The following is a 23139-nucleotide window of genomic DNA, read 5'->3' as shown; positions in this document are numbered from 1 at the left end:
AGTTGTTCTCCTTAGACTTTCCAATCCCGATCCAGACGCAGCAGATTGTTCACCGCGTTCCATACCGCTTTAGCGGCATCGGGCTTATCTGCCCAGAAACCTGCCGTGGAACCATCACGAGACTCATAGAAATGGGAGGCGAGCATGACAATGCCTTGCCTGGTTGCCCCAGACATCTCGTGTGTTTCGTAGTGGTTTTCGGGCAGGTGCTGGAAGGAGCAGGCGTAGGAGGTGGCCGCATTGATCAGCGCGCCGATCAGCTTGTCGTCATTGTCGAAGGTGATGAGCAGATTCGCCTTCACCTGCGCAACCAAATCAACCGTGGTCATTGCGGCCACCTCCTCTCCTTGGTTATGCTCCGGTCTTCTGGGTCAACAGTTTGACTGCTTCGGGCAGGACGAGCTTGCCATCCAGACGCTGCGAAGCGAGGAACCCGACCTGCCCGGTGGTGGCGAACAGTTCGTTCAGCCGCTTAAACGAGCGACCCTGCCGATCGGCGATCCAGTAATACGACAAGTCACCGAAAGCAACCGTGGACGCACCAGCCTTAATCTCCGGAACAAACGTGCTCGTGTGCACGGGGCGGCCGAGAACCAGATCCGGTGTTCCTGCGGTCAGGGCTGGCTGCCACAAATACTGGCCGTTACCATCCTTGAGCTTCCGGATGGTTTTCACGGTCGAGTCGTTCATCAGCCACACCGCGGTCTTCCGATACGGGCCACGCAGGGCGTAGTGCAGGTCGATGAGCTCATCAGCCGTAATGTCGGTGGCCTTGCCTGTGGTCACCGCCTTCTCGCCACCACCAGTGGCTGCGAAAATACCGGTGGGCTTGTTCTTACCGTCCCCGGTGAGGAAGGCTTCTTCTTCAGCAGCACCGATACGGCGAGCAAACTCCGCCGCCAAATACTGCTCGACATTAAACGCGCTATCGTTCAAGAGTTCCTCTGAAATTTTGAGGAAGGTGCCGAGCTTAAATGCCGACAGCGTCACTTGGGTGAAGGATTCGTCCGACTCGGTGTACGGCTTGCCTTCATCGAGCCACCCGGCAGTGCCATGCGTGGAAACGACTGGGATCTTGCGATCCCCACTGGTGGTTTGAATGACCTTCGCTAGGGAGCGCATGATGTTCTGGTCTTCAAGTGATGAGATCAGTGTGCGTTCAAACTCATCCGGCACCAAGTATCCGCCTTCAGTATCGACGCCTTCGGAGAGTGCGTTGCGTACTTCCATCGGAGAAGCGTTGAGCCGCATCACGTCCCAGAAGGCTCGTTTGTAGGAGGCTGAAGCGCGTGGGGTCGTGGGTTTGGCTTCATCGTCAGGGTTGATGCCTGGCATTGAGGTCAGCGGTGTGTTGGTTGCCTTGGCGAGGTCGGCGTCGCGGCGCAGGGCTCGTTCGGAGCGTGCGATCTCGTTGGTGAGTCGATCGATTTCGGCTTCCATCTTCGCGTAAGCCTGATCATCTTCAGCCGACAAGCAGCCCGATGTAGCATCGCGGCGCTCATCGAGGAAGGCCTTCGCCTTCTCCCAGACGTCGGAGCGCTTGGTACGAAGGTCAGAAACAGAAAGTGAAGTAGACATGGATATTAGTCCTTTCAGTGGGGTTGATTGATCAGTTCGGCGTACAAATCACAAACCCGCCGACCAACAGGTGCAGCGGGCTGAACAGTGGGGCGTGGTGGTCGCACCGGTCTCGGCGGTGATGTGGCGGTCAAATGCGCGACGAGCTTTTGTTCGCTGGCGCGGCGGGAAAACACCACACCCAGACGCTCGTTCTTTGTGAGTGGGAACGGAGGGCGCTTCGACTCCTCGCCGTCGTCCTTGTCAGGTTCGTTGGGAGACTCGACCGGGTCATCATCGTCATCCGGCTCATCGTCGGGCTTCTCAGGCGAGACCGCAAACATTGGGTTGCGTTGGTTGGTGAGGAGTTCGTCGGCGAAACCCATGTCGATCGCAGCCCTCGCGTCCATCCAGGTCTCAGCGTCCATGAGCTTGGACAGCTTCGCCCGACTCATGCCCGTCTTCTCCTGATATGCATTCAGGATCGATTCTTTAACCGAATCAAGCATGCTCATCGCACGTGCGAGTTCGTCCTTGTCACCGACCGCCATGGTGGCCGGGTTGTGAATCATCAACATCGACACGGGGCTCATGGCGACCTTCGTGGCGGCCATGGCGATCACGGACGCGGCGGATGCGGCGATGCCGTCGATATTGACGGTGACTGTGCCTGGGTAGTCGATGAGCATGTTGTAGATCTGCGCGGCAGCAACCACGTCCCCTCCGGGGCTGTTGAGCCAGATCGTCACCGGCCCAGACCCAGCATTCAACTCACTAGCGAAGATTCTCGGCGTGACATCGTCATCGAACCAGGATTCTTCAGCGATTGTGCCGCTAATGCGCAAGACCCGGACTGCATCTGCGTCCGGGTCAGTGTTGTGTGGCTCGGGTGTGAGCCAGTTCCAAAAACGTCTCATATCCTCCTCCTTACAGAAGATTCACTCGTCGGTTCCTGGGCCAACGACGGTTCAGGTTCTGATTCCTGGTGGGTGGCGGCGTAAGCCCCCGCAAGACCGAGCGGGAGCATGTTCCCGTTTACCAGGTAGAGGTCGCCGCCAGCCTCGGCAGGGGTCTTGTCGAGGTTTTCTAGTTCGCGGATGTCGTTGGCGCTCATCCACCCGTTCTGGCGTGCCACCGCATATCCATCCATCCGTGACTTGTAGTCCCCTCGCAGTAAGCCTTCGAGGTTGAACTTCACGTAGATCTGCGGCTTCTCACGCGGGCTGAGGAGGGTTTTGGTGATGGCTTGTTCGAAGCGGATCACCCACGGATCAAGCGTGTACTTCACAAACTCGAGACTCTGCTGCTCAATGTTCGAAAATGAGCTCTTTTCGAGGTCACCGATCATGTGCGGCGGGATACGGAAAATGCGGGCGATCTCATTGATCTGAAACTTCCTCGTTTCAAGGAATTGAGCTTGTTCTGGGCTGACGGAGATGGGCGTGTATTTCATGCCCTCCTCAAGTACCGCAACTTTGTTGCCGTTACGAGCGCCACCGAAGGTGGACTGCCACGATTCCCTGACGCGCGCGGGGTCTTTGATCGTGCCCGGATGCTCCAACACCCCACCAGGAGCAGCACCATTAGCGAAAAAGCTCGCCCCGTAGTCCTCGGTAGCCTGCGCCAAACCGATGGCGTTCTTCGCCATCGCAATCGGGCTATAACCAACCAGGCCGTCGAAGCCGAGTCCTGGAATATGGAGCACGTCGCGCGCGGCCAACGTGACGGTTTCGAAGCGCCCGGACGGTTCATCCCACGTACGCTCATACTCGTAATACAACCGTCCAGCCTCGTCACGTCCGACCGTCATCCTGTTTGGCATGAGCGGATACAAGCCGATGACCTCATCACGGCCGTTGCGGATCACCTGAGCAAACGCATTACCCCACAGGAGAAGGTGGGTCATGAGGGTTTCGCGGAACACGAAGCTCGTCATCTCTGGATTCGGCTCATCATGCAACAACCTGTAGAGCGGATGGTCGAGCGCCTTCACCTTCGCACCATCACTGCTCTGCTGGTAGACGTGCAATGGCAAACCAGCGATTGCTTCGGCCAAGATCCGCACGCAACTGTAAACGGCAGTCATCTGCATCGCGCTACGTTCCGTCACCGGACGACCCGATGACGTCGCCCCAAAGAAAAAGCTATAACCAGAGCTGATCGCATGATCGTCAGCGGTGCGAGTGGTGTCGCCACGCAGCCAATTCAGAAAACCCATGCGGTGTCCTTTCACATGTAGAATTGGAATATGAAAGCGCCCTCAAAACAGTCGTGGGCACTGATGAGTGTCCTGCTAGCGGCATTTTGGTTGTTGCCGCTCATCTCCATGTGGATCAGCAGGCTGAGCGATCCCAACGCCAAGTGGTTCATCGCGTTTCCACTACTCACCATCGTTTTGAGCGTTATCGATGGGGCACACCACGGGTTCGGCTGGTGGTGGCTACTGGCCCCGTTCGCAGGGTTCTTGACCACACTGTTCGTGTACTACAACGATTCAGCCCTCATCTACGGCTTCGCCTACTCGATCTTGGGACTGATCGGCACAGGCATCGGCGCGTTCATCCATGCGCGTGCTCACAGCACGAGTAGGCCGCGTTCGTCATAAACACTGCCACTGACGTGCCCGCTGCCGTTTCGGATAGCGCGGTCAAGAGCCATGATCGTGGCGACCACGCCGTCAATCTTCTCGGTGCTCTTTTGCTTGTCGGGTTTAATGTTGCCGGCAGGGTCAGTACGCACGTGAATGTTATCGACCATCCACGACAGGACTGGATGTCCGCCGTGGGCAAGCCGACCTTCGAGTGCGAGCTTCATCAGCTCTTTTGACGGCGGGCTCATGTCCTTAAACCCTTGTCCGAACGGTACAACGGTGAAACCGAGCCCTTCGAGGTTTTGGCTCATTTGAACCGCGCCCCACCGGTCGAACGCAATCTCCCTAATGTCGAAGCGCTGCCCGAGTTGCTCAATGAAGGTTTCGATTGCTCCGTAGTGGACGACGTTGCCTTCCGTGGTTTGTAGGAAGCCTTGCTGTTGCCACAGGTCGTAGGGCACGTGGTCACGGTTAACGCGCAGTTTGAGGTTGTCTTCGGGTATCCAGAACCACGGCGCTAACACATAGGGCTCGTCGCCAGACTCGGGTGGGAAGACGAGCACGAATGCCGTGATATCCGTCGTTGACGCAAGATCCAGCCCGCCGTAACACACCCGCCCCTCCAGATCGGACAGATCAACAGGTGCGTTGTTTTGGTTCCAGACGTGCATGGGCATCCACCGCACAGACTGCTTCACCCACTGATTCAAACGTAACTGTCGGAAAGTGTTTTCTTCAGCAGGGTTCTGCTTCGCGCTCGTGCAGGCTTGGCGGACTTTCTCGATCGGAACCGTGATTCCTAAGCTCGGATTAGCCTTATGCCACACGTCCTCGTCGGTCCAGTCGTCCTCACGGCCGGCCCCGTAAATCACTGGGTAGAACGTGGGATCGTGCTTTTTGCCTGCGAGGATGTCTTCAGCTTTCTCATGCTGCTCATAACAAATCGAATGCGTATCGGTACCCGCTGTCGTGATGAGGAAGTACAACGGCTGGGTTCGCGCATCACCTGAGCCTTTCGTCATCACATCGAACAAGGCACGGTTGGGTTGGGTATGTAGCTCGTCGAAGACGACACCGGAGATGTTGAACCCGTGCTTCGAATACGCCTCAGCGCTCAACACTTGGTAGAAGGAGTTGGTGGGCTTGTAAAAAATCCGCTTCTGGCTGGCGAGGATCTTCACCCGCTTGGACAGCGCTGGGCTCATGCGCACCATGTCGGCCGCCACCTCAAACACGATCGAAGCCTGCTGACGATCCGCCGCGCACCCATAAACCTCAGCACGTTCCTCACCATCCCCACACGTCAGAAGCAGCGCGACGGCGGCGGCGAGTTCCGACTTGCCCATCTTCTTAGGGATCTCAACATAGGCCGTGGTGAATTGGCGGTATCCGTCTTCTTTGACGGTGCCGAATAGGTCGCGGATGATTTGCTCTTGCCAGTCGATGAGCTGGAAGGGTTTGCCTGACCAGCGGCCTTTGGTGTGTTTCAGGGCTTGGATGAACGCGACCGCGAAGTCGGCTTTACGCTTGTCGTAGCGTGAGCCTGTGGCCATGAATCGGGTCGGCGTGTAGGTGTCGAGAGTGCGCATCACACCCTTCAGGCTCCTTCCTGTGCTGGTTAGTTGGTGTGGGCAAGCGCCCAGGCGATGGCATGCCCGGCGTCCTCAAAGAGGTTGTCGGCTTCGGCGACCAGGTCGAGTTCGCATTCAATGAAGCCACGGGCATCCGATCCCCAGCTAGGGATGGGCTGCTCGGCGAGCTTGTAGACGCGGGCGTCGTTTCCGATCCGGCCTTTGCCCAGGTGCCGGTATGCCGAGGCGAGGACGAAGTCTCCGTAGGGGATCACCGTGCCGTAGCTGTCGGTTGCCATCTGCAGCTGCTCCATCGTGGTCTTTTCGTTGTTCATGACCTTCTCCTTTGTACTTGTTTGGTCATGTACATACAGCCATAGGTGTGCGCGGTTATCCAGCCGTTTTCGGCGTATTTACACAGGAAGAATAGAGATTCTGATCTCTTGCATATTTCCCGTTTATTCGGCCTGTGTGGGCGTGGTTTTCCACGCCGCATTCCCTTCCAAGTTGGTCAGCAGGACTCGACGCACGTGCTTGTAGCTGTCGCCGATCATGCCCAGGCGTAGGAGCCAGCAGCGCATCGCATACTTATCATTCCCTGGTTCAGGTGGTTTCGGTGAGATGCGGGTGGAGGTCTTGGCTTGCTCGATCATGAGCTGAAGGAGCACACTGGCCGCCTCGATCACCTCCGCGTCAGGAAGTTGTTCGAACCAGGCAAACTCAACCGTTCCCTCCACCGCATTCAAATTCATCGGAGTGGCCGGAATGCCCAGCGCCTTAGCGATGAGTTCTCCCTTGGCGGCGAGCAGGGCTTGGAGCTTCGCGGCTGTGGCTTCGTCCCAACCGGTCGTGGGGAAAGCAAGCGTCAGCCCGTACTCCTGCTCGTGGGCGCGAACCCGGCCTTCTGTGTGGCTTCAATGAGCGCTTCGGCGTCGATGTCCTCTGGGAGGTGGAGTACCCAGTCCCGATCTAGCCGGGCTTGCCCGATCTGGTAGTCGAACGTGGGCGTGCCCGTATACTCCGCTCTGACGCCAAGGTGAGAGGCGATGGTGTCGGCGAGTTTCTTGCGCCCTCTCTTGTTCGGGGAGAAGGGAATCCGGGTCATGCTGCCACCTCCTGGTCGAACCAAGATGCGATGAAACCGAGATAGTCATCTGGGTAGTCGTTGATGCAGGTTGTGGCTAGCTCGAAGTCGTGTTCGCAGGCGTACCCGAATGCTTCAGCACGGTTCCACAGGTCGACGCCTACTTCTAGCATTTCGGTCAGTTCAATATGTAGTTCGCTCATGACCATCCTCCAATTCGTGTTTCCCCAGTTAGGGATCTTGTTTGGTCATGTACATACAGCCATAGGTGCGCCCGCTTATCCAGTCGTATTGGCTGCTTTTTGTAGCCTGTTGAGGACGTATTTCACTACTGGTAATGCCACCCCATTTCCCCACAGTTTGTACTGTGCTGAATCAGTTGGCGCGGTTTTCAGCCAAGTAGTGATTTGGCTGCGAGTTTTCGGTTTCACGCCCCGTCCTAGGTTCCAGTTCTTCCACACGCCCTCCCAGTACCTGATTTCGTCTTCGTCTGGGTCGAGGTTTGTGAGGTTGTCACACCAATAGTCCGGGAAGCCTTGTAGACGAGAACATTCGAGGGGTGTGAGTTTGCGTGGGCGAAGCATCGTATTAGCGACAATAGGTGGCTGGTGTGAATCACTTGCCAAAAGTGCACCAGCAACATTTGTAGTTGCCCTCGTGAAATGATCAGATTTAGAAGAAGCATAGATCGGTTCGAGAATGACCATTCCGCCTTGATTGCATGCGGGATTACCGCCAGCTAAATCAAGAGTTTTTGCCACAGTGGTTTCGTAACCGCATTCGCCACCATATTTACGATTGTCGTGGACGGAATTTATACCGTATACAGGTTGGTCGAGTAGGAGTGGAACATTTCCACCTCCTGTTCCCATTCGTGAAGTTAAGGTTTGACTTGTTACCTGGTCGCCAATTTCGATGCGTGAATCATTCGGATGGTAATCAAGCATCACCTGCATGCTAGGTTCAAATAAGACTTGGTCAGCACCAGTTCCCAATGTGCCTGAAAGGTCATGCTGAATCAACGGCCCTTTACCACCGCCTGGCTTACCGGCACGCATACGAAGAATTAACGCCCCGCACCGGTTGCCTGTAGTGCTTGGGCTAATTGCTCGGGCAGGGTTTTGTTTTTCTTCTTTGCTCGCGTCAGGATTCCTTGTGCTGCTTTGGGACTCAAATAGAATCTCGGGTGCGGATTGTCCTGCAAAATCTGCGACAAGGAAGATACGACGACGACGTTGGGGCACTCCGAAAAATTGAGCATCGAGCACTCGCCATGCAAGTGATGCCCCATCTGCCAAGACGTATCCGCTGGTTGCCCAGCTGGTTTCAGGAACAGGAATGCGTGGCGTTTGCTGGCAGGACACCTCGATAAACGCTTGCAAGACCGCGGCGAAGTCGGCCCCGTGGTTTGAGGAGAATACGCCCGGCACGTTTTCCCACACAGCATATCTTGGGTAGACACCATGAGTTGCTTGCCTCATTTCTTCAATAATCCGCACAGCTTGGTAAAACAGTGAGGAGCGAGACCCATCAATCCCGCTCCGCTTACCTGCGATAGATAAATCCTGACAAGGTGAACCAAACGTGATCACATCCACCGGCTGTAACCGGCCACCATCTAACAAATTAATATCGCCAACATGGCGAACTTCAGGCAGATTTTTCCTAGTTACCCGGATAGCGAAGGGGTCTACCTCAGATGCCCACATCGGTTTGATACCAACCATTTTGGCAGCTAAAGGAAAACCGCCCGAACCATCAAACAAGGAACCTAACGTCAAACCACTCACGATTCACCCCGATCAACATCCCGCACCAAATCCAAATACGCATACTCTTTGCCCTCACGCAAACAGGTGATACCTGCGGCATCACCAGTGTGTTCGGCATAGCGGCGAAGAATAACGCTCGCGTATTTCTCGTCAAGCTCCATGCAATAGCAGATGCGGTCGGTTGCCTCGCACGCCATCAGCGTCGAACCTGACCCTGCAAACGTGTCGAGCACGATCGCGTTCGCCTGCGTGGAGTTCCCAATCGGATACGCCAACAAATCCAGCGGCTTGGAGGTGGGGTGGTTAGCGTTACGGCGTGGCTTAGCGAAATTCCAGATCGTGGTCTGTTTCCGATCCGCATACCAGCGATGCTTACCTGTCTTCACCCAACCAAAGAGCACTGGCTCGTGCTGCCACTGGTAGGGCGAGCGACCAAGAACCAGAGAGTCTTTGACCCAGATGCAACACCCCGAAAGATAGAATCCGGCCTCTGCGAAGGCGCGACGGAAATTCAACCCTTCAGTGTCAGCGTGAAAAACGTAGGCGGATGCGCCTTTCTCACACACGCCCACCATGTTCGTAAACGCCGATAGCAGGAAGTCGTAGAACTTATCGCCATCCATCTTGTCGTTCTTAATCGACAAACCCGACCCTGATTCGAAGGCGACGTTATAGGGCGGATCGGTGAGTACGAGGTTCGCGCGCTTCCCACCCATCAAAGCCTCAACGTCGGTTTGTGAGGTGGCGTCGCCGCACACGAGTCGGTGGCAGCCGACCGTCCACACATCACCACGCTCCACGAACGCGGCTGCTTCGAGTGCGGCAGTGAGGTCGAAATCATCATCCTCCACCTCACCCTCATCGAGCGAGCCGATAAGCTGCGCGATCTCAGCGTCGTCAAAACCGGTGAGCTCAGCATCGAAATCCGAAGCATCGAGATCGGCGATGAGGAGAGCCAGTTTGTCGTTGTCCCACTCGCCACTGATCTTATTCAACGCGATATTGAGGGCTTTCTCGCGCGTCTCATCCAGCTCCACGACGATCACGTCCACGTCCGTGTGGCCGAGGTCTTCCAGCACCTTCAAACGCTGATGCCCACCCACGACATGACCAGTGGTGGAGTTCCAGATGACGGGTTCGACGTAGCCGAACTCGGTCAAAGATCGCTTGAGCTTCTCATACTCAGGATCACCGGGCTGGAGGTCTTTACGCGGATTGTAGTCAGCGGGCTTCAGCTCAGCTATTGGCATTGTTTTCATGAGCATGCTTCTTCACCGCCTTCCCTAAAGCATTAACGTGAGCGAAAGAGTTCTCCCAATGCAGACCGGCATGGCCGAAGTGACCGTAGGTTGAATACTGTGTAAAGCCAGGCTTGCGAAGGTTCAAGGCATCGATGATTCCACCGGGGCGCAGCGGGAACACTTCTCGTGCTGCAAGGTTAAGGATCTGGTCGGAGTACTCACCGCTTCCGAGGGTGTCGATGGTGAAGGCGACTGGGTCAGCCTTCCCAATCGCATAACTCATGCTCACTTGACACTCGACGGCCAACCGGGCGTCGACGATAGTCTTGGCGATCAGGCGCGCCATATATGCACCCGAGCGGTCCACCTTCGAGGCGTCCTTGCCCGAGAATGCTCCGCCGCCGTGAGGGGCGAGCCCGCCGTAGGTGTCGACCATGAGCTTGCGGCCCGTCAGTCCAGTGTCCGCCTTCGGCCCACCAACCGTAAACAAGCCCGAGGGATTCACCAGAATCTCGGTGTCAGCGCTGATCGGCAGATACGGTTTGCACGCGGGTGCGACGATCAGTGTTTTCACCTCCGCCGCCAACTCATCGAGATCCTTGGTTTTATCGTGCTGGATCGACACCACCACGGTTTCAATCGCCACGGGCTTACCAGCAGCGTCGTAACAAACTGTTACCTGTGCCTTACCATCGGACTTAATACCGGTGATCGTGCCTTGCTTGCGTACCTGGTCGAGCCGGGCGCAAATCTCGTGTGAGAGCACAAGCGGCAACGGCAAACGCTCCGGGGTCTCAGCCGTGGCGTATCCGTAAACGGTTCCTTGGTCACCTGCTCCTTGGAGGGCGAATTCGGTGTCGTCACCGAACCGTGCTTCGAGCGATCGGGTGACTCCTGCGTTGATGTCTGGGGACTGGCGGCGTGTCCAGACGAAGACGAGGAACTTCCACGGCACATAACCCGCCTTGACCAGCGCATAGCGCACCGATTCACGAATACGCGGCCGGCAGGTAGTGGTGATTTCACCTGTGACGATGATCCTGTGGCCAGAGGCCATCACTTCTACTGCGACGCGTGCGGCGGGATCCTCGTAGAGGATGTCGTCAAGGATTGTGTCAGCGATCAGATCGCAGAGCTTATCGGGATGGCCGATACACACTGCTTCAGCGCTGCGAACCATAGTCATAGGAATGCCCTTTCAGTAGAAAAATCAAAAGAAACAAAAACTCCCCGCCTTGTCAGCCAAGAGTGGGGAGCGAAGATAGACAGGCGAACCCGAATCGTGTGTGATACTGGAATACGTGAAAGACGAAACGAGTAAGCCTAATCCGCCAGAGCCTTCTACCGGCGATGGTAAAGCCGTGGCCTATGGAATGATTGCCGGGATAATGACCAGCATTATCTTTCGGTTCATTATGGACGATAACGCCTCAGCGTTAGCTATCGGCACAGGAGTTGGAATCGCGCTAGGGGCAGCTTTCAGCGCAACAAAACGCTCAAAATAACCCCGGCAAGCAACTAGGACGCATCTACGAGCGTGCTTTCAATAGCTGCTCCATCACGTCATCACCCGGAGCCGCACCCGAATAGTCACTAGTGCAGTTAGCCCTAACAATCTCAAAAATCTCATACCAATACACATTCGCCTGCTTGCCAAACGACTGGGACATGGCCACAAACGGGGACGCGATAGCCGCCCCAGTCGTCGGGTGCTTCCCCAACAAACCAAACTTGGAGATCGCCTGCTCACACTGCACATACCGAGCGAACGCCTGCGCATAGGCTTCGATCAGGCGTGGGGCGACGAACTGGGAACAGCCACGTTGATCGAGCCATTGCCACGTTTCTCGGTAGACAAGGTCAGCGCCCAGCGGTTTACCATCACGTTGAACCTCGGACAGGTAGTCGGACGGTTCGGGCATGATCTCACCAGCCAGTACCGCACCGTCCCCGATGTCGCTGCCTTCGAAATCGAACGGCTCGTTCAGCGGATCATCAAGCCGCGTGGTTGAGCGGCCAGCTGCGAGCTTCTCATTCAACGGATCGGGCTTTGCACCGGCTCGCACGCGGCGTCCGCCCCGGTTGGTGCCGTCTTTCGCCATGGGTGTGCCTCCTTGTCTAGGCCGTTGTGGCCTTGGACTGGAGGCCGAAAGTGCGCTCGCGGGCGCTGAAGAATTCGTGGGGCGGGTCAATACCCTGTTTGATTCGGAAATTTTGCGCGCGGTTGGCCCCGCCCGCTGACCTTCCCAAGAGCTGTAGAGATCGAGAGCCCCCTACCCCTCGCCAGGCTTTCGACGTTGGCTCGTGTTCGGCAAACACCATCGAGGTGGGTAACTTTGAGGTTCCAGATGATCGTCGCGCCAGCGGGCAACGTGTGCTCGTCAGTAGGTGTAGACCCGAGGTTGTTGCCGCCATCGGTCGTCATCGAGCGCGGTCTGTCTGGAGTGGCAGGGCTTGCATAGGCTTCGGAGGTTGTTGAAGTTGTGGGTGCCGCCGTGTTCGAGCGGGAGAACGTGGTGGACTTCCTGCACCGGCGTATACCTGCCTTGCTCTAGGCAGTCCTCGCACAAAGGATGTTGTGCGATGTAGGCGGCGCGAATCTTGCGCCAACGCGCGCCGTAGCGGCGGTTGATCTTCGGATCACGCTGATACTTCCGATAGTGTGCGTCTTCCGCCTTCGCGTGCTGCTCGCAGAAACGTTCGTGGGTGAGTTCGGGGCAGCCGGGGTGGGAGCACGGGGACGCTGGTTTTTCTGGCATCGCTGGCTCCTTCCCGAACATGGTGAAACCCCAAGTTCCCGCGTGGGTTCTTGGGGCTTCACCTAGTTTTCAACCACTTACATGTTCTCACACCGATATGCGGTTTTCTATCGCATGTTTCGGATACCCGCTAACGCTAAAGCTGTCCATACAAGGCGGTGGCGAACCTGTCGAGGGCCCGGTTCTTGCGCCGATAGACCGTGTCACGCTCGACATAGAAATGATCAGCGATCATCGACACCTTCTCATCTTGCGTCCCCTCGCTAAGGAAGAAGCCTTCGAGGATGAAGCGGTCGTCTTCAGCGATGACCTCCCACGCAGGCAAGAACCAGTCCATGTACTGGCGAGCCTGCAAGTAGCGAGCCTTGTACGCATCTATTCGCTCAATGCTCGCCACGATCCGGTTCTCCGAAGCGTGGAGGTCGCCCGAGGGTGGTGTGCCGTCCATGCGCGGTGATGCTGGGCTAACCGCGTCAGCATAAGCCGCCTTGATCTGCTCGTCGGTACTCTCGATGATCTGTTCCATCACCGCATAATCCTGCAGAGCGGCGATCGCGGCCTTACGAGTGTCGAGGTATTTCGTCATCACATGCATGAGCGTGTCCTTTCAGTAGTTGTGTGGATTTCTTGTGCGACCGCGTCAATCAACGCAGCCTGAGTAGCGTCCTTCGCATCAAGAGCTTTGAGCACGGCTTCATCGAGCGTCCCTTCCACAACAAGATGCGTGATCGTCACAGGTTCGGATTGCCCTTGCCGATACAGGCGCGCGTTCGTCTGCTGGTAAAGCCCCAGGCTCCACGTCAGCGAAAACCACACCAACAGATGCCCACCTGCCTGCAGGTTCAGACCGTGACCCGCAGATGCGGGGTGAATCAGCCCAAGCACAATCTCGCCCCTGTTCCACGCCTCGATATCGGCCGAGGTTTTCAGCTCCCGAGCCTGTGGGAATCGCGCGGTGATGCGCTTGCGGTCGTGAGTGAACCAATACGCCACCAATAACGGGCTGCCGTTGGCTGCCTCATACAGGTCTTCTAGAGCGTCAAGTTTCCGATCATGCACGGGAGCCCACTGACCGTCGCCGGTGTAGATCGCGCCCGATGCCAACTGCAGCAACTTGCCCGACAACGCAGCAGCATTCGCAGCATCAATCGTCGCCCCATCAAGGTCGAGGACGAGGTCTGCCTTGAGTTGCTCGTAGACGCACCGTTCTTTCGGCTCCAGCACCACAGGCATTGTCGTCACCGTCAGCTCTGGTAGCTGCAGGTGGTCGGTGGTTCGCATCGACAACGTCATATCCGAGATCGCGCCGTAGATCTCATCCTCAGCACCCACGCGTGGCTTATAGGTGAACACCTGCATCCCGTTCCTTTTGTCGGGTACGAACCAACGATCGCGATAACGAGTAATGAAACGGCCCAAACGCTGACCTCCGTCGAGGAGCCGGAATTGCGCCCAGACATCCATGAGCCCGTTCGACGCTGGCGTGCCGGTCAGCCCGACCCAGCGCTTCACAAAGGGCCGCATTTTCACCAACGCCGTGAACCGCTTCGCGCGGTGGTTTTTGAAGCTGGAGAGTTCGTCGATGACGACCATGTCGAACGGCCAGCTACCCCCGAATTGGTTCACCAACCATGGAATGTTTTCACGGTTGATGATGGTCACCATCGCAGACGCCGCGAGAGCGTTCAGCCGGTCTTGCTTGTTTCCAACAGCGACCGCGATGGTGAGCCCATCAAGGTGATCCCACTTCGCTATTTCGGCTGGCCACGTATCGCGGGCTACCCGCAGTGGTGCGATGACGAGGACGCGGTGGATGGTGAAGTAGTCGAGCATGAGCTGCCAGATCGCCGTCAACGTGATCACTGATTTGCCCAAACCCATCCCAAGGAGAATCGCGGCCTCGTCGTGGTCGATGATGTATTGGGTTGCTTGTGTTTGGTAGTTATGCGGCTGATAGTGCATCAAGCACCTCCTTGATGCCGTCCACCGAATCGATGACGAAGGTCTGGAATCCCTGGTCGCGCAGTTGGTTCATCCGACGTAATTGGATTGGGCGTGGCTGTTTGCCTGGTGCTTTGAGCTCAACGAAAACAGCCCGGCTGTTCATCAGGCATATCCGGTCAGGTACACCCGTGGTTCCAGGGCAGACAAGCTTCCAGCACAAGCCACCGATGTCTTCAACGGCGTTCTTGAGTTTCGTTTCAATTACGTGTTCGTTCATGGTCACTCCTTGAGTTCAATTCAGGGGTGACGGCATGTGACGAGTCGTTCCTAACCTTTTATATAGAGAAAAACACCATGTAATTTCACATGCGTAAGGTAGGGAATGGCTCGTCACAGCTCGTCACCATGGGGTTAGTTGCCGAACTCGGATGCGATCGCGAGCCCGTAGACGTACATGCCGTGTTTGGTCTTTTTCCGCACGAATCCGGCTTGTTCGACCGCAGCGTTGAAGTCGACCATCGGGCGCGCCCATCCTGAGGTGTTTTGCGCCCACGCTCGATACGTCTGGTAGAGGTCACCGGCACGCTCTGATAAGCCGTTCTCGACGTCGCATGAGTCTTCAAGGAACTGGGAGAACCAGTCGTTGTCTTCCTTATAGGCCTGTGAGGCTTGAACGACCTGAAGTGGGGCTTTGAGCTTGTAGCCCTCGGTGTGAATGAGGCGCGCTCCCTCCATGATCCAGGAAAGGATCGCCCCGCCAGCGTATTCGTAGAGGTGGTCGGCGTAGTTCTTCACGTCCGTATCGCCTTCGATGGTGGCGTTGAACGGGATGACGATTAGACGCCGCCAGATGCCTGCGTCCATGGCTCCCACACGCGGTAAATGGTTCGTGTAGAGCACGAGCGTGTGGGAGGGTGTGAAGGCGAAGGGGTCCTTGAACTTTTTCTCTGCCGAGATCTGATCGGTCGAGGCAAGCTGTTTGACGTTCGAGGTTGATAGGCGCATGCCTTCCTCGGTTTCAGCCGCGATCAAGAGCCGTTTGCCTCTGGCTTCGGCGAGTTCGGGTTTGACGTTGCGGCGCACCCCGACAGTGAGCGCGTCGGCTGAGATCGTGCCCGAATACGTCCCCAACACTCGGGCGATAGTGTTCCAGAAGGTGGATTTGCCGTTGCGGCCGTCCCCGTAGGCGATGACGAGGGCTTCGACGAAGACTTGCCCGATAGCTGCCAGGCCGACAATGCGCTGCACGTAACCAATCAACTCGGCATCTGTTTGGAAGAACACGTCCAGGGCGTCGGCCCAGATCTGTGCGCCCTCATCGCTGGGGCTGACAGCGGTCTGCTTGGTCAGCAGATCGGCTGGATTGTGCCCGTGGCTTGTGCCGTCGCGTAGATCCCAGGTACCTGCCGGGGTGTTGAGCTGGTAGGGGTCGACGTCGAGGTCGCGGATACGTACCTGCAAGATTGGCCCGGCTTCTTTCAACGTGGCCGTGATGTTGCGTGATAAACGCCTGGAGAGAACAAACTTGTGGTAGTTTTTTGCCTCATCCCACGCCCGGAACGCGGACGCCTGCACAGGCGTGAGCTTGGCGATGCCGCGTGCTTTCGACGATGCGGAGGCCATCACGAGATCTGCGCCGGTTGCCGTCATGGTCTCCCACGTGGACGCGATCAGACGGTCTGCTTCCTCGAGCTGGCGGGAAGTTAGCTCTTGAACGACGCCTTGTGCGGATAAGTCGTTCTCGTCCCACACGCCGTGGTCGTAGACGAGCCACTTGGTAGCCAGTGAGTAGCGGATCTTGTTCGCATACTCGCCAGCCAATGTGTCTGCCTGACCGACATCGGAAAAATCATCCGGGCGCAAACCCGCCAACGCCTCATAAGCCTCTGGCGGCAGATAGCTCGGGTCGGAGGCGACCTTCGAAGCGAACCTGCATGCCGAGTTCCAGATCGTCTGCAGTTCGCCCTCGCTGAGTGGTGGTTCGCAGAGGTTGGCTTTGCGGTCGAAGAGGTCTCGTGCTTGGTCGGTATCGCCGTAGCGGATGAGGACCCTGCCAGCGAAGCGCGACAACGTAGCGTTGCGCGAGCCTTCACCAATCACGAGAGTGCTTTGATCGAAGGCGGCGAACACGTCCTGCTCATCAGCGTTATCGAGCCACGCATCGAGCAACTGGTCGCCCTCATGCACAGTGATCTGTGGGTTGGTGGTGCCGTAGATGAACCTGCCTGCGTCCAGAGCGTTGCGGTCGAAGAAACCAAACCGTGATGCCAGGCGATGCTTGAATCCCGCATATTCGTCCGCGTTCGTGATCGTGTGGATTGGGAAGTAGACGTGGAAACGTGGCCGGGCGGAGAGCACACCCTTCGGCTTCATGTGGTTGCGGGAGGTGGCGGTCATGAACTCCACACCAGACATCAACTCGCCGAGCTTCTCATGCGTGATCCACTCGGTGTGGGTTTCGGTGTGGTCGTTATCGATATCCATCACCACGCAATCCGAAGACATGAACGCTGCAGTTGAGCGGCGGTCATTCATGTAGGTGGCTGCCACGTGATCAAAGCCAGCAACCGCTGTCAGCGAAGCCGCATCAGTGACCTCGTGTCGATGCGGGTAGTGGTTATTGTTCTGCACGCCGGTAACCGTGGCAGCAAACAGAGTGAAGGACGTGGTCATGGCGTGACCTCCTTGAAATCAGAATCGAAATACTTAATCGGCAACTCGAGGTCGCGCGCCCACCCGATCTCTAAGCGCATACCAGGGCTCACGCGTCCGACATATGCCCACAGCGCTTCGCACTTGGCGAGCAACACCCTGTTGAAAAACATCGCCAACTCACGCTGATCAGGGTCTGCATCATCCATGAACTGGGGATAGTGCAGATGCGGAGCGAACGGGATCTTGCCCGCGCTTACTGCAAACCCACAGAATTGACGGGCGAGCTCAACGTTCGCCTCGGTGTCACCTGAGTAGGGCGAGCAGATATAAACCAAGGGTCGGTAGCCGAACTGTTCACGCTGGAGCTTCTTCAAAGCGTGGTAGCTCGTCAGGTCCAGATAGCCTTCGGTGTTCTTCTTCGAAAAACCAATATCAAGAGTCGCGACGGTCATGCTTGCACCTGACTTTCACGCTCAATCACCGGGAGGATGCCGAGCTGGTTCTTGAGCAGGTCGTAGATGAACAGACGTCCCTTCTGGGTCCAGTACATGTGGGTGCGGGTCTGGCCTTCGCCGTATTCGTGGGTCTTGGACTGGGTGTATCCCTGCTCGGCGTACTTCGCGTACAGGAACCACCGGCCCGACTGATGGAACTGCACGTGAGCATCTCGCAGGATCCGGTTGAGCTTCTTCGCGGAGAGTCCGTAGTCCTTCGCAATCGCGGTCGTCGTCAACAGCGAATCGGACTGCAACACAACGTCGTAGTACGAGACTTTCGGTTCCGCTTCGAGCAGGGCTTGCTCTGCTGCCAGGCGTTTGGCCCGTTCGGCCCGCAGAGTGGCGATGGCATGCTCCAGGAATTCATCGTCAGCGAGTAGTTCGTCGTAGGCGTACATGCCGTGGCGGCGAATCGTCGGTAGCACTTCATCGAACACCCAGGCTTCGAACTTCTGTGCTGCCGGGAGCTTTGAAGAGATGATGAGGCGGTAGAGGTCACCTTCGGTAATGAAGGTGGCTTCTTGTTCGCGTCCCATGGCATCGACGATGGGGTAACGTTTTAGACCCCCATCGGCGCGAGCATGATCGCGTACTGCCTTGCTGGCGTTAACGTAGCCGAGCGCAGTGGCGACGTCCTTCCCACAAAACAGCGTCTGGCCATCATTGGTGATGGTGCGGATGGTGCCGAACACGTCGTTGGTGAATGTTTGAATCTGGTTTCCCATGGCGGGGTTCCTTCCCGAGACCCCGTCGAGAAAAACTCGTGCCGGGCGGCACAAGGAGTTAAGGGCCTCACCCCACTGCCGACGAACCTAAAAGTGTTAAATCCATGCAGGATATACCCCGCAGACAAACAATGCTGCGCGAGCGAGCATGGATGGTATGAGTGAAATCGATAAAGCAACGGTGTGGGCGATGGCAATGCGCATGCGTCTCTTTGCGTTCTTGGAATACTTACACGATCTTGACAACGATCCAGCGCCCTCTGCTGCGAATCAGCAGATCGCCGCGTATCTTCGAGAGTTCATGGAAACCGACCCGAAGCTGCTGCTCGGCGACGAGTAGGAGTTAGTCCTTGCGGTAGTAATCGCATTCGTAGCCGTCGGCGTCGAGTGGGAGCCCTGCTGCCCAGTCGGGCGGTGTCGTCATGAGCTCGCACGCGTCAGCAACGGTGAAGCCCGAATCTGTGGGTTCGTCGATAACGATCTCGTCGTGAACATGCATCACAATCTGGTGCCCTGCCTCGGCGACTGCGTGCATGCCGGTGACGAGCAGATCACGGGCGATCGCCTGCACGATATTCTCGACAAGTTTGCCGCCGTAGGTTTCGAGCTGTCCCCAGCGGCGCGCTGTGGTGGTTCCGGTGTAGGTGATAGACGTTCCACCCCACTGGTTCTCACCCAAACGCGGCTGCACATACGCAAGTCGTCTTCCGGAGGGGAGTTCGATGAAGAGAATCCCGGACTCCACGGTAAAGCGTAGGTTCCGCAGCCGGATCGGCTGGCGCGACGTGATTGCAGCGATCGCGGCTTCTTCGACGTCTGCCCAGAGCTGGGCGATGTGTGGGTTAGCTTGCCGCCAGGCGTCGACGATAGGTTTGAGCTCGTGCTCAGCGAGTCCCATGGTGAGTGCTCCCATAGCTTTGAGCGCACCGATCGATCCGCCATAGCCACAGGCGAGCACCGCGATCTTCCCTTTTTGGCGAAGCTCGCCATTAATACCGTGTTTTTCGACTGGGACGCCGAACATGCGGCTCGCAGTTTCGCAGTAGAGGTCTTTTCCCGCGCGGAAGGCCTGGAGGATGGTTGTTTCTCCTGCGAGCCAGGCGATGACGCGCGCTTCGATTGCAGAAAAGTCCGCGACAATAAACCGATTGCCGGTACTAGGGATGAAGGCGGTGCGGATCAACTGTGAAAGTGTGTCGGGCACGGAGTTGTAGAGCAACTCAAGTGCGTCGAGGTTGCCTGTTCTGACGAGTGTTCGTGCTTGGTCGAGGTCAGGTAGATAGTTCCTGGGGAGGTTTTGGACTTGGACGAGGCGTCCGGCGAAGCGTCCGGTACGTCCTGCTCCGTAGAACTGGATAAGACCGCGTGCACGGCCGTCGCTGCCTGTAACGTTTTGCATGGCCTGGTATTTCTTTACGCTGGATTTCGCTAGATCGCCGCGCAGTTCGAGGACTTCTTTCACCGCGCCAGTAGCAGCACTTAGTGCAGTGTCGACGTCGGCTTTCGCTAGTGATTCGAGTTCGCAGCCGTGGTTGTGGAGCCATTGTTTGAGCTGGATCGGCGAATTTGGATTCTCCAACCCCGTGAGTTTCTGCGCTCGCGCAAGCGACGCGTTGCGGTGGTGCTCGTCCACGGCAACGGCATTATCGACAAGGGTATGGTCAAGAAGAATCCCGACATCATTAATGCGTTGGTCGAGGGCGTAGGTGTCCCATTCGGACTCCGGCATCGGAAAAGACGCCAGTCTGTCGTGGATGGCTTGTTCGACTTCGACGTCGCGCCGGTTGTAGTCGATAAACCTTGCCCACCCGGTCGGGTCAGCTGATGGTGGATTCCTGCGGTTGCCGCCATTCAAGACTGAGGGTGTGGCGGGTGTGCAGAACTGCTTGATCAGCTTCTTACCTACTGTGTCTTTTTGGACGTCAAGCTTCAAAACTGTGGCTACTGCGTCGAGGCTCATCGGCAGGCCGAGGTAGGCCGACCAGGTCATGGTGCACCGCCACTGTCTTGGGTCAAGAAACCCATCACCGAGAAGCTCGGGATGGTAAAGACGGAGCCAGGCGGACAGGCAGACTCGTTCGAAGGCGGCGTTATGCGCCCATTTGACCACATCCGGATCCACCAGTGCCGCCAGCACCTCGTCGGGCAGGGTCTCGCCGCTGGCAAGATCCACCACCTCTACCGGGCCGCCATCAATCGAATAACCGAACAAGAGCAGGTCGAAGTCTGGGTGCTCGCAATACGGGTAAACGCCCGTCTTAGCGAGTTGGACGGGGCTGAAAGATTCAATATCGCAGAAGAGTGTTCGCATGACGGAGTTCCTTTCACATCAGAGGAAAAGTGGAGGGAACCAACAATGAACGCTGGTTCCCTCCACGATTGGAGTTGGTTAGTTCAGGAAGTCTTCATCAGCGGCGAAGGCACCGAAGTCGGTCTCGGCCGAGACACGCCCGCCGCCAAGGCTCTCACCGTCACGGGTCTTTTGGATATTGCCCAGTGCGCAAGCGATGCCACGGTTGCCGTTTGTGTTGAACGCATAGAAGGACAGGGATACTCGTGCGTAGCAGCCCGAGTACACTTCGGCGCGGTCCAGGATCGGGGCGACGTTCATATCAACAATCTGTGGAGCGGTCAGCGAGTTAGCGTTGAGGAAGTAGGCGCCCTTGTAGGCTTCGTCGTCACGCTCAATATCCCCATCACGCAACGGAAGCTTCAAGGCGGCCTTATTGGGACGCTTCCCACCAAACTTCCCAATCCCGGCCTCGATGGCGGCATCCACGGCCTTCTCAATGGCTGCGATGGTGGCGGTGTCGGATTTGGGGATAATCAGGGAGACGGAGTATTTGGGTTTGCCGCCTTGGATGGAGTTCGGCTCCCAGACGTGTGCGTAGGATAGGCGAACTTCGCCGGTCACAATACGAGTTGTGTTAGTCGTTGTCATAATCTTTTCTGCTTTCTACTTGTTACTTGTTTGGTTGAAAATCGGTGGCCGCACTCACTAGGTCGAGCGGTGGCCGTTTATCGGATGCAGGAACCAGGGTGGGTTTGCCTGCAGGTTTGGTCACGAGATCACCGAGGATCTCGTTGAAGGCGGGTTTGCCCATGAGCTTTTCCATGGCTGTGAGGGTGATGATCTTGCGGTCATAGATGTCCTTGTAGCCAGCCGCCTCAGCAGCCGCAGCGACGTCTTTCTCGGAGGTGTATTTGCGTACCGACCTGCCTGCGACGAGCTTGAAGCCCTCAAACGTGACGCCTTGGTTGACGGCTTTTGAGAGTGCGTAGGCTTCGACATCCGACGCCCATGTTTTGAGCTGCGGAATCCGGGCAAGCACGTCAGCGATCTCCGCATCACTCAGTTCGGCCGGTGGCGCGAACTCCAACTTGGCCAGCGTCAGATTAGCTTCAGCTCGTGCTCGACACGTTGGCGCGATACGACAGAACTGGCACCACGATCCGGGACAGAACTCACCCTCACCTACGGCTGCGAGCTCGGCTTTCGGTTTCATCTCGGCCTCAGCCCAGGCTTCAAGTTCTGCGACGGTGATGCTCCAGGTGTTGACGTTGGATCGGCGTGGTTGGTAGATCGTCACCGCTACGCGCTCGATGTCGTACAGGCTCCCGAACGCATGGAGCGCTCCGAGGGCGTAAAGCATGAGTTGCGGGTTCTGCTCGGCTTCAACCAACACACCTTGCCCGTACTTCAGATCAATGATCTGGAGTGTGGGTTCAGCGATGATAACGGCGTCGCCGGTCCCGAACCCGCCCGGCACGATGTGGGAGAAGTCGAGACGCTGCTCGATCAGCACCTGCGGATCACCACAGGTTTCCCGCGCGATCGAGATGTGTTCCTGGACAAAGGCGACGTAGTCGTCGGTCAGGTGTTCCATCTCGGTATCGATCCAGTCGGATTCCGGTTTGAAGGCTGGTGCCTGGTGGAGGGCGCGCCGCAGTTTCCACTCTGCGAGGGCGTGTGCTGCGGTGCCCTGTTCGGCAGCCGCCGACGAGGCATTCGGCTCGCGTGACTCCAGGACTGCGCTGGGTGGGCAGTTCAGCCAACGGTGCGCACCCGACGCCGAGAGCAGCGAGTGCTGGTCAGGCATCGGATAGCTCCTTCGCCTTGGCGAGCAGCCACGAGTATTTGGCCGGGTCGACCACCGACAACTTGTCTGCGCCGGTGGTGACGATCAGCTCACGTATCTGCTCGGTCAAGCCTTGGCTGGAGAGCTCGGCGAGCACCCCACGCACCTGCGCCAGCGACACCGGCTCCGGCTCAGGTGCCGGTTCGGGTGCCTGCTGGTGGGTGGCCTCGTGCTCGGCGGCTGCTTGCTCAAGGTCGGGTTGGGCGAGCCCGGCGGCGGCGATCGGACGCGCACCAGGCATCCCGGCATGATCCTCAAATGAGCCCCACGCGGTCTCCTCGATCGCGGCCGCGAGCATGGTCACGCCTTCGGCGATCCGGTTGAGTGCCGCGATGTGCTTGTTCGCGTCGGTGACATTCACGCCGCATCACCGCCTTTGTGGGTGACGCCGACCGCGTCGGCCAGCGCCATCAGATCGTCGTCGGTTTCGGCGATGTCGATCTGTTTGACCGAGTTGCCGGGCACGACGATGGTGACGCGCTGCTTGCGGCCCAGGAGCTTGCGCATGATGCGTTCGCGCAGGGTGACTGTGCGGGTGCCGACGATCCCCGGATCATCGGGGATGTGCTTGGCGATATGGAGCTTGAGCCGATGCTGGGTCATCT

Annotated in this window: 28 protein-coding genes; 3 read left to right on the top strand and 25 right to left on the bottom strand. The window is 57.4% G+C overall.

Annotated features, from left to right (window positions below):
• Positions 1-11: 11 nt before the first annotated feature.
• Genes QS713_RS00575 through QS713_RS00560 form a run of 4 tightly spaced genes read right to left on the bottom strand, consistent with a single transcriptional unit; the run spans position 12 to position 3775 of the window.
• A complete protein-coding gene (locus QS713_RS00575) occupies positions 12-329 on the bottom strand; it encodes a head-tail connector protein (RefSeq protein ID WP_313271578.1) in 318 nt (105 codons plus the stop codon).
• Positions 330-351: 22 nt separating this feature from the next.
• The gene (locus tag QS713_RS00570; protein ID WP_313271576.1) at positions 352-1578 is read right to left on the bottom strand and encodes a phage major capsid protein; all 1227 of its coding nucleotides are present in this window, start codon (positions 1576-1578) and stop codon (positions 352-354) included.
• A 14-nt stretch (positions 1579-1592) separates the two neighbouring features.
• The gene (locus tag QS713_RS00565; RefSeq protein ID WP_313271574.1) at positions 1593-2474 is read right to left on the bottom strand and encodes a head maturation protease, ClpP-related; all 882 of its coding nucleotides are present in this window, start codon (positions 2472-2474) and stop codon (positions 1593-1595) included.
• On the bottom strand, positions 2471-3775 hold the full coding sequence (locus QS713_RS00560) for a phage portal protein (RefSeq protein WP_313271573.1): 1305 nt from the start codon (positions 3773-3775) through the stop codon (positions 2471-2473). The genes QS713_RS00565 and QS713_RS00560 overlap by 4 nt, the downstream gene beginning before the upstream one ends.
• A gap of 30 nt (positions 3776-3805) precedes the next feature.
• Between QS713_RS00560 and QS713_RS00555 the strand changes: the two genes are divergently transcribed.
• On the top strand, positions 3806-4162 hold the full coding sequence (locus QS713_RS00555) for a DUF2651 family protein (protein WP_313271571.1): 357 nt from the start codon (positions 3806-3808) through the stop codon (positions 4160-4162).
• Here QS713_RS00555 and QS713_RS00550 read toward each other — a convergent pair.
• The 8 genes from QS713_RS00550 to metK all read right to left on the bottom strand — a co-directional run bounded on the left by QS713_RS00550 (position 4132) and on the right by metK (position 11001).
• Positions 4132-5736 (bottom strand): terminase large subunit, encoded by a 1605-nt coding sequence (locus QS713_RS00550; protein WP_313271569.1) that lies wholly within the window; start codon positions 5734-5736, stop codon positions 4132-4134. The genes QS713_RS00555 and QS713_RS00550 overlap by 31 nt on opposite strands.
• Before the next feature lie 29 nt (positions 5737-5765).
• Positions 5766-6053 carry an Nmad4 family putative nucleotide modification protein gene (locus QS713_RS00545; RefSeq protein WP_313271568.1) on the bottom strand — a complete coding sequence of 96 codons (288 nt, stop codon included), beginning with the start codon at positions 6051-6053 and terminating at the stop codon, positions 5766-5768.
• 123 nt (positions 6054-6176) lie between these two features.
• Complete coding sequence (locus QS713_RS09090; protein ID WP_376779538.1) at positions 6177-6470, bottom strand: hypothetical protein; 294 nt, start codon at positions 6468-6470, stop codon at positions 6177-6179.
• A 113-nt stretch (positions 6471-6583) separates the two neighbouring features.
• Positions 6584-6823 (bottom strand): hypothetical protein, encoded by a 240-nt coding sequence (locus QS713_RS09085; RefSeq protein ID WP_376779537.1) that lies wholly within the window; start codon positions 6821-6823, stop codon positions 6584-6586.
• Positions 6820-7005, bottom strand: coding sequence for a cell division protein (locus QS713_RS00535; RefSeq protein WP_313271566.1), 186 nt, complete (start codon positions 7003-7005; stop codon positions 6820-6822). The genes QS713_RS09085 and QS713_RS00535 overlap by 4 nt, the downstream gene beginning before the upstream one ends.
• Before the next feature lie 75 nt (positions 7006-7080).
• Entirely contained in the window at positions 7081-8592 is a 1512-nt protein-coding gene (locus tag QS713_RS00530) for a DNA cytosine methyltransferase (protein ID WP_313271564.1), read from the bottom strand.
• On the bottom strand, positions 8589-9839 hold the full coding sequence (locus tag QS713_RS00525; protein WP_313271562.1) for a site-specific DNA-methyltransferase: 1251 nt from the start codon (positions 9837-9839) through the stop codon (positions 8589-8591). The genes QS713_RS00530 and QS713_RS00525 overlap by 4 nt, the downstream gene beginning before the upstream one ends.
• Complete coding sequence (gene metK, locus QS713_RS00520; protein WP_313271560.1) at positions 9811-11001, bottom strand: methionine adenosyltransferase; 1191 nt, start codon at positions 10999-11001, stop codon at positions 9811-9813. The genes QS713_RS00525 and metK overlap by 29 nt, the downstream gene beginning before the upstream one ends.
• Positions 11002-11116: 115 nt before the next feature.
• On the opposite strand from metK, the gene QS713_RS00515 reads away from it, so the two are divergent.
• On the top strand, positions 11117-11320 hold the full coding sequence (locus QS713_RS00515) for a hypothetical protein (protein ID WP_313271558.1): 204 nt from the start codon (positions 11117-11119) through the stop codon (positions 11318-11320).
• Positions 11321-11344: 24 nt separating this feature from the next.
• Here the strand turns inward: QS713_RS00515 and QS713_RS00510 are convergent, their stop codons facing one another.
• The 8 genes from QS713_RS00510 to QS713_RS00475 form a co-directional block, all read right to left on the bottom strand.
• A complete protein-coding gene (locus QS713_RS00510; protein WP_313271556.1) occupies positions 11345-11917 on the bottom strand; it encodes a P27 family phage terminase small subunit in 573 nt (190 codons plus the stop codon).
• A 279-nt stretch (positions 11918-12196) separates the two neighbouring features.
• Complete coding sequence (locus QS713_RS00505) at positions 12197-12574, bottom strand: HNH endonuclease (RefSeq protein WP_313271553.1); 378 nt, start codon at positions 12572-12574, stop codon at positions 12197-12199.
• 136 nt (positions 12575-12710) lie between these two features.
• Positions 12711-13169, bottom strand: a complete 459-nt coding sequence (locus tag QS713_RS00500) for a hypothetical protein (protein ID WP_313271551.1) — start codon at positions 13167-13169, stop codon at positions 12711-12713.
• Positions 13160-14536: an SNF2-related protein gene (locus tag QS713_RS00495; protein WP_313271550.1), complete on the bottom strand. Its 1377-nt coding sequence runs from the start codon at positions 14534-14536 to the stop codon at positions 13160-13162. Before QS713_RS00495 ends, QS713_RS00500 begins: the two co-directional genes overlap by 10 nt.
• On the bottom strand, positions 14517-14795 hold the full coding sequence (locus QS713_RS00490; RefSeq protein WP_313271548.1) for a VRR-NUC domain-containing protein: 279 nt from the start codon (positions 14793-14795) through the stop codon (positions 14517-14519). The genes QS713_RS00495 and QS713_RS00490 overlap by 20 nt, the downstream gene beginning before the upstream one ends.
• Positions 14796-14929: 134 nt before the next feature.
• Positions 14930-17191, bottom strand: a complete 2262-nt coding sequence (locus tag QS713_RS00485; RefSeq protein WP_313271546.1) for a phage/plasmid primase, P4 family — start codon at positions 17189-17191, stop codon at positions 14930-14932.
• Entirely contained in the window at positions 17188-17625 is a 438-nt protein-coding gene (locus QS713_RS00480; RefSeq protein ID WP_219585262.1) for a DUF7768 domain-containing protein, read from the bottom strand. Before QS713_RS00480 ends, QS713_RS00485 begins: the two co-directional genes overlap by 4 nt.
• Positions 17622-18395, bottom strand: coding sequence for a phage antirepressor (locus tag QS713_RS00475; protein ID WP_219585261.1), 774 nt, complete (start codon positions 18393-18395; stop codon positions 17622-17624). The genes QS713_RS00480 and QS713_RS00475 overlap by 4 nt, the downstream gene beginning before the upstream one ends.
• A gap of 157 nt (positions 18396-18552) precedes the next feature.
• Here QS713_RS00475 and QS713_RS00470 point away from each other — a divergent pair, with 157 nt between their 5' ends.
• Positions 18553-18735 carry a hypothetical protein gene (locus tag QS713_RS00470; protein WP_313271542.1) on the top strand — a complete coding sequence of 61 codons (183 nt, stop codon included), beginning with the start codon at positions 18553-18555 and terminating at the stop codon, positions 18733-18735.
• Between the two features lie 3 nt (positions 18736-18738).
• Here QS713_RS00470 and QS713_RS00465 read toward each other — a convergent pair whose 3' ends face one another.
• The 5 genes from QS713_RS00465 to QS713_RS00445 all read right to left on the bottom strand — a co-directional run bounded on the left by QS713_RS00465 (position 18739) and on the right by QS713_RS00445 (position 23137).
• Positions 18739-20706, bottom strand: coding sequence for a DNA polymerase (locus QS713_RS00465; RefSeq protein ID WP_313271541.1), 1968 nt, complete (start codon positions 20704-20706; stop codon positions 18739-18741).
• A 78-nt stretch (positions 20707-20784) separates the two neighbouring features.
• Positions 20785-21336 (bottom strand): DUF2815 family protein, encoded by a 552-nt coding sequence (locus QS713_RS00460; RefSeq protein WP_313271539.1) that lies wholly within the window; start codon positions 21334-21336, stop codon positions 20785-20787.
• A 22-nt stretch (positions 21337-21358) separates the two neighbouring features.
• Positions 21359-22495 (bottom strand): DUF2800 domain-containing protein, encoded by a 1137-nt coding sequence (locus QS713_RS00455; protein WP_313271538.1) that lies wholly within the window; start codon positions 22493-22495, stop codon positions 21359-21361.
• On the bottom strand, positions 22488-22895 hold the full coding sequence (locus tag QS713_RS00450) for a hypothetical protein (RefSeq protein WP_313271536.1): 408 nt from the start codon (positions 22893-22895) through the stop codon (positions 22488-22490). The genes QS713_RS00455 and QS713_RS00450 overlap by 8 nt, the downstream gene beginning before the upstream one ends.
• A complete protein-coding gene (locus QS713_RS00445; RefSeq protein WP_036324516.1) occupies positions 22892-23137 on the bottom strand; it encodes a hypothetical protein in 246 nt (81 codons plus the stop codon). Before QS713_RS00445 ends, QS713_RS00450 begins: the two co-directional genes overlap by 4 nt.
• Positions 23138-23139 lie beyond the last annotated feature (2 nt).

Origin of the sequence: Gleimia hominis (assembly GCF_032085515.1) — a bacterium.
Lineage (GTDB): Bacteria > Actinomycetota > Actinomycetes > Actinomycetales > Actinomycetaceae > Gleimia > Gleimia hominis.
The sequence above is the reverse complement of the archived record's forward strand: the minus strand, read 5'-3'. Positions and strand labels throughout refer to the sequence as shown.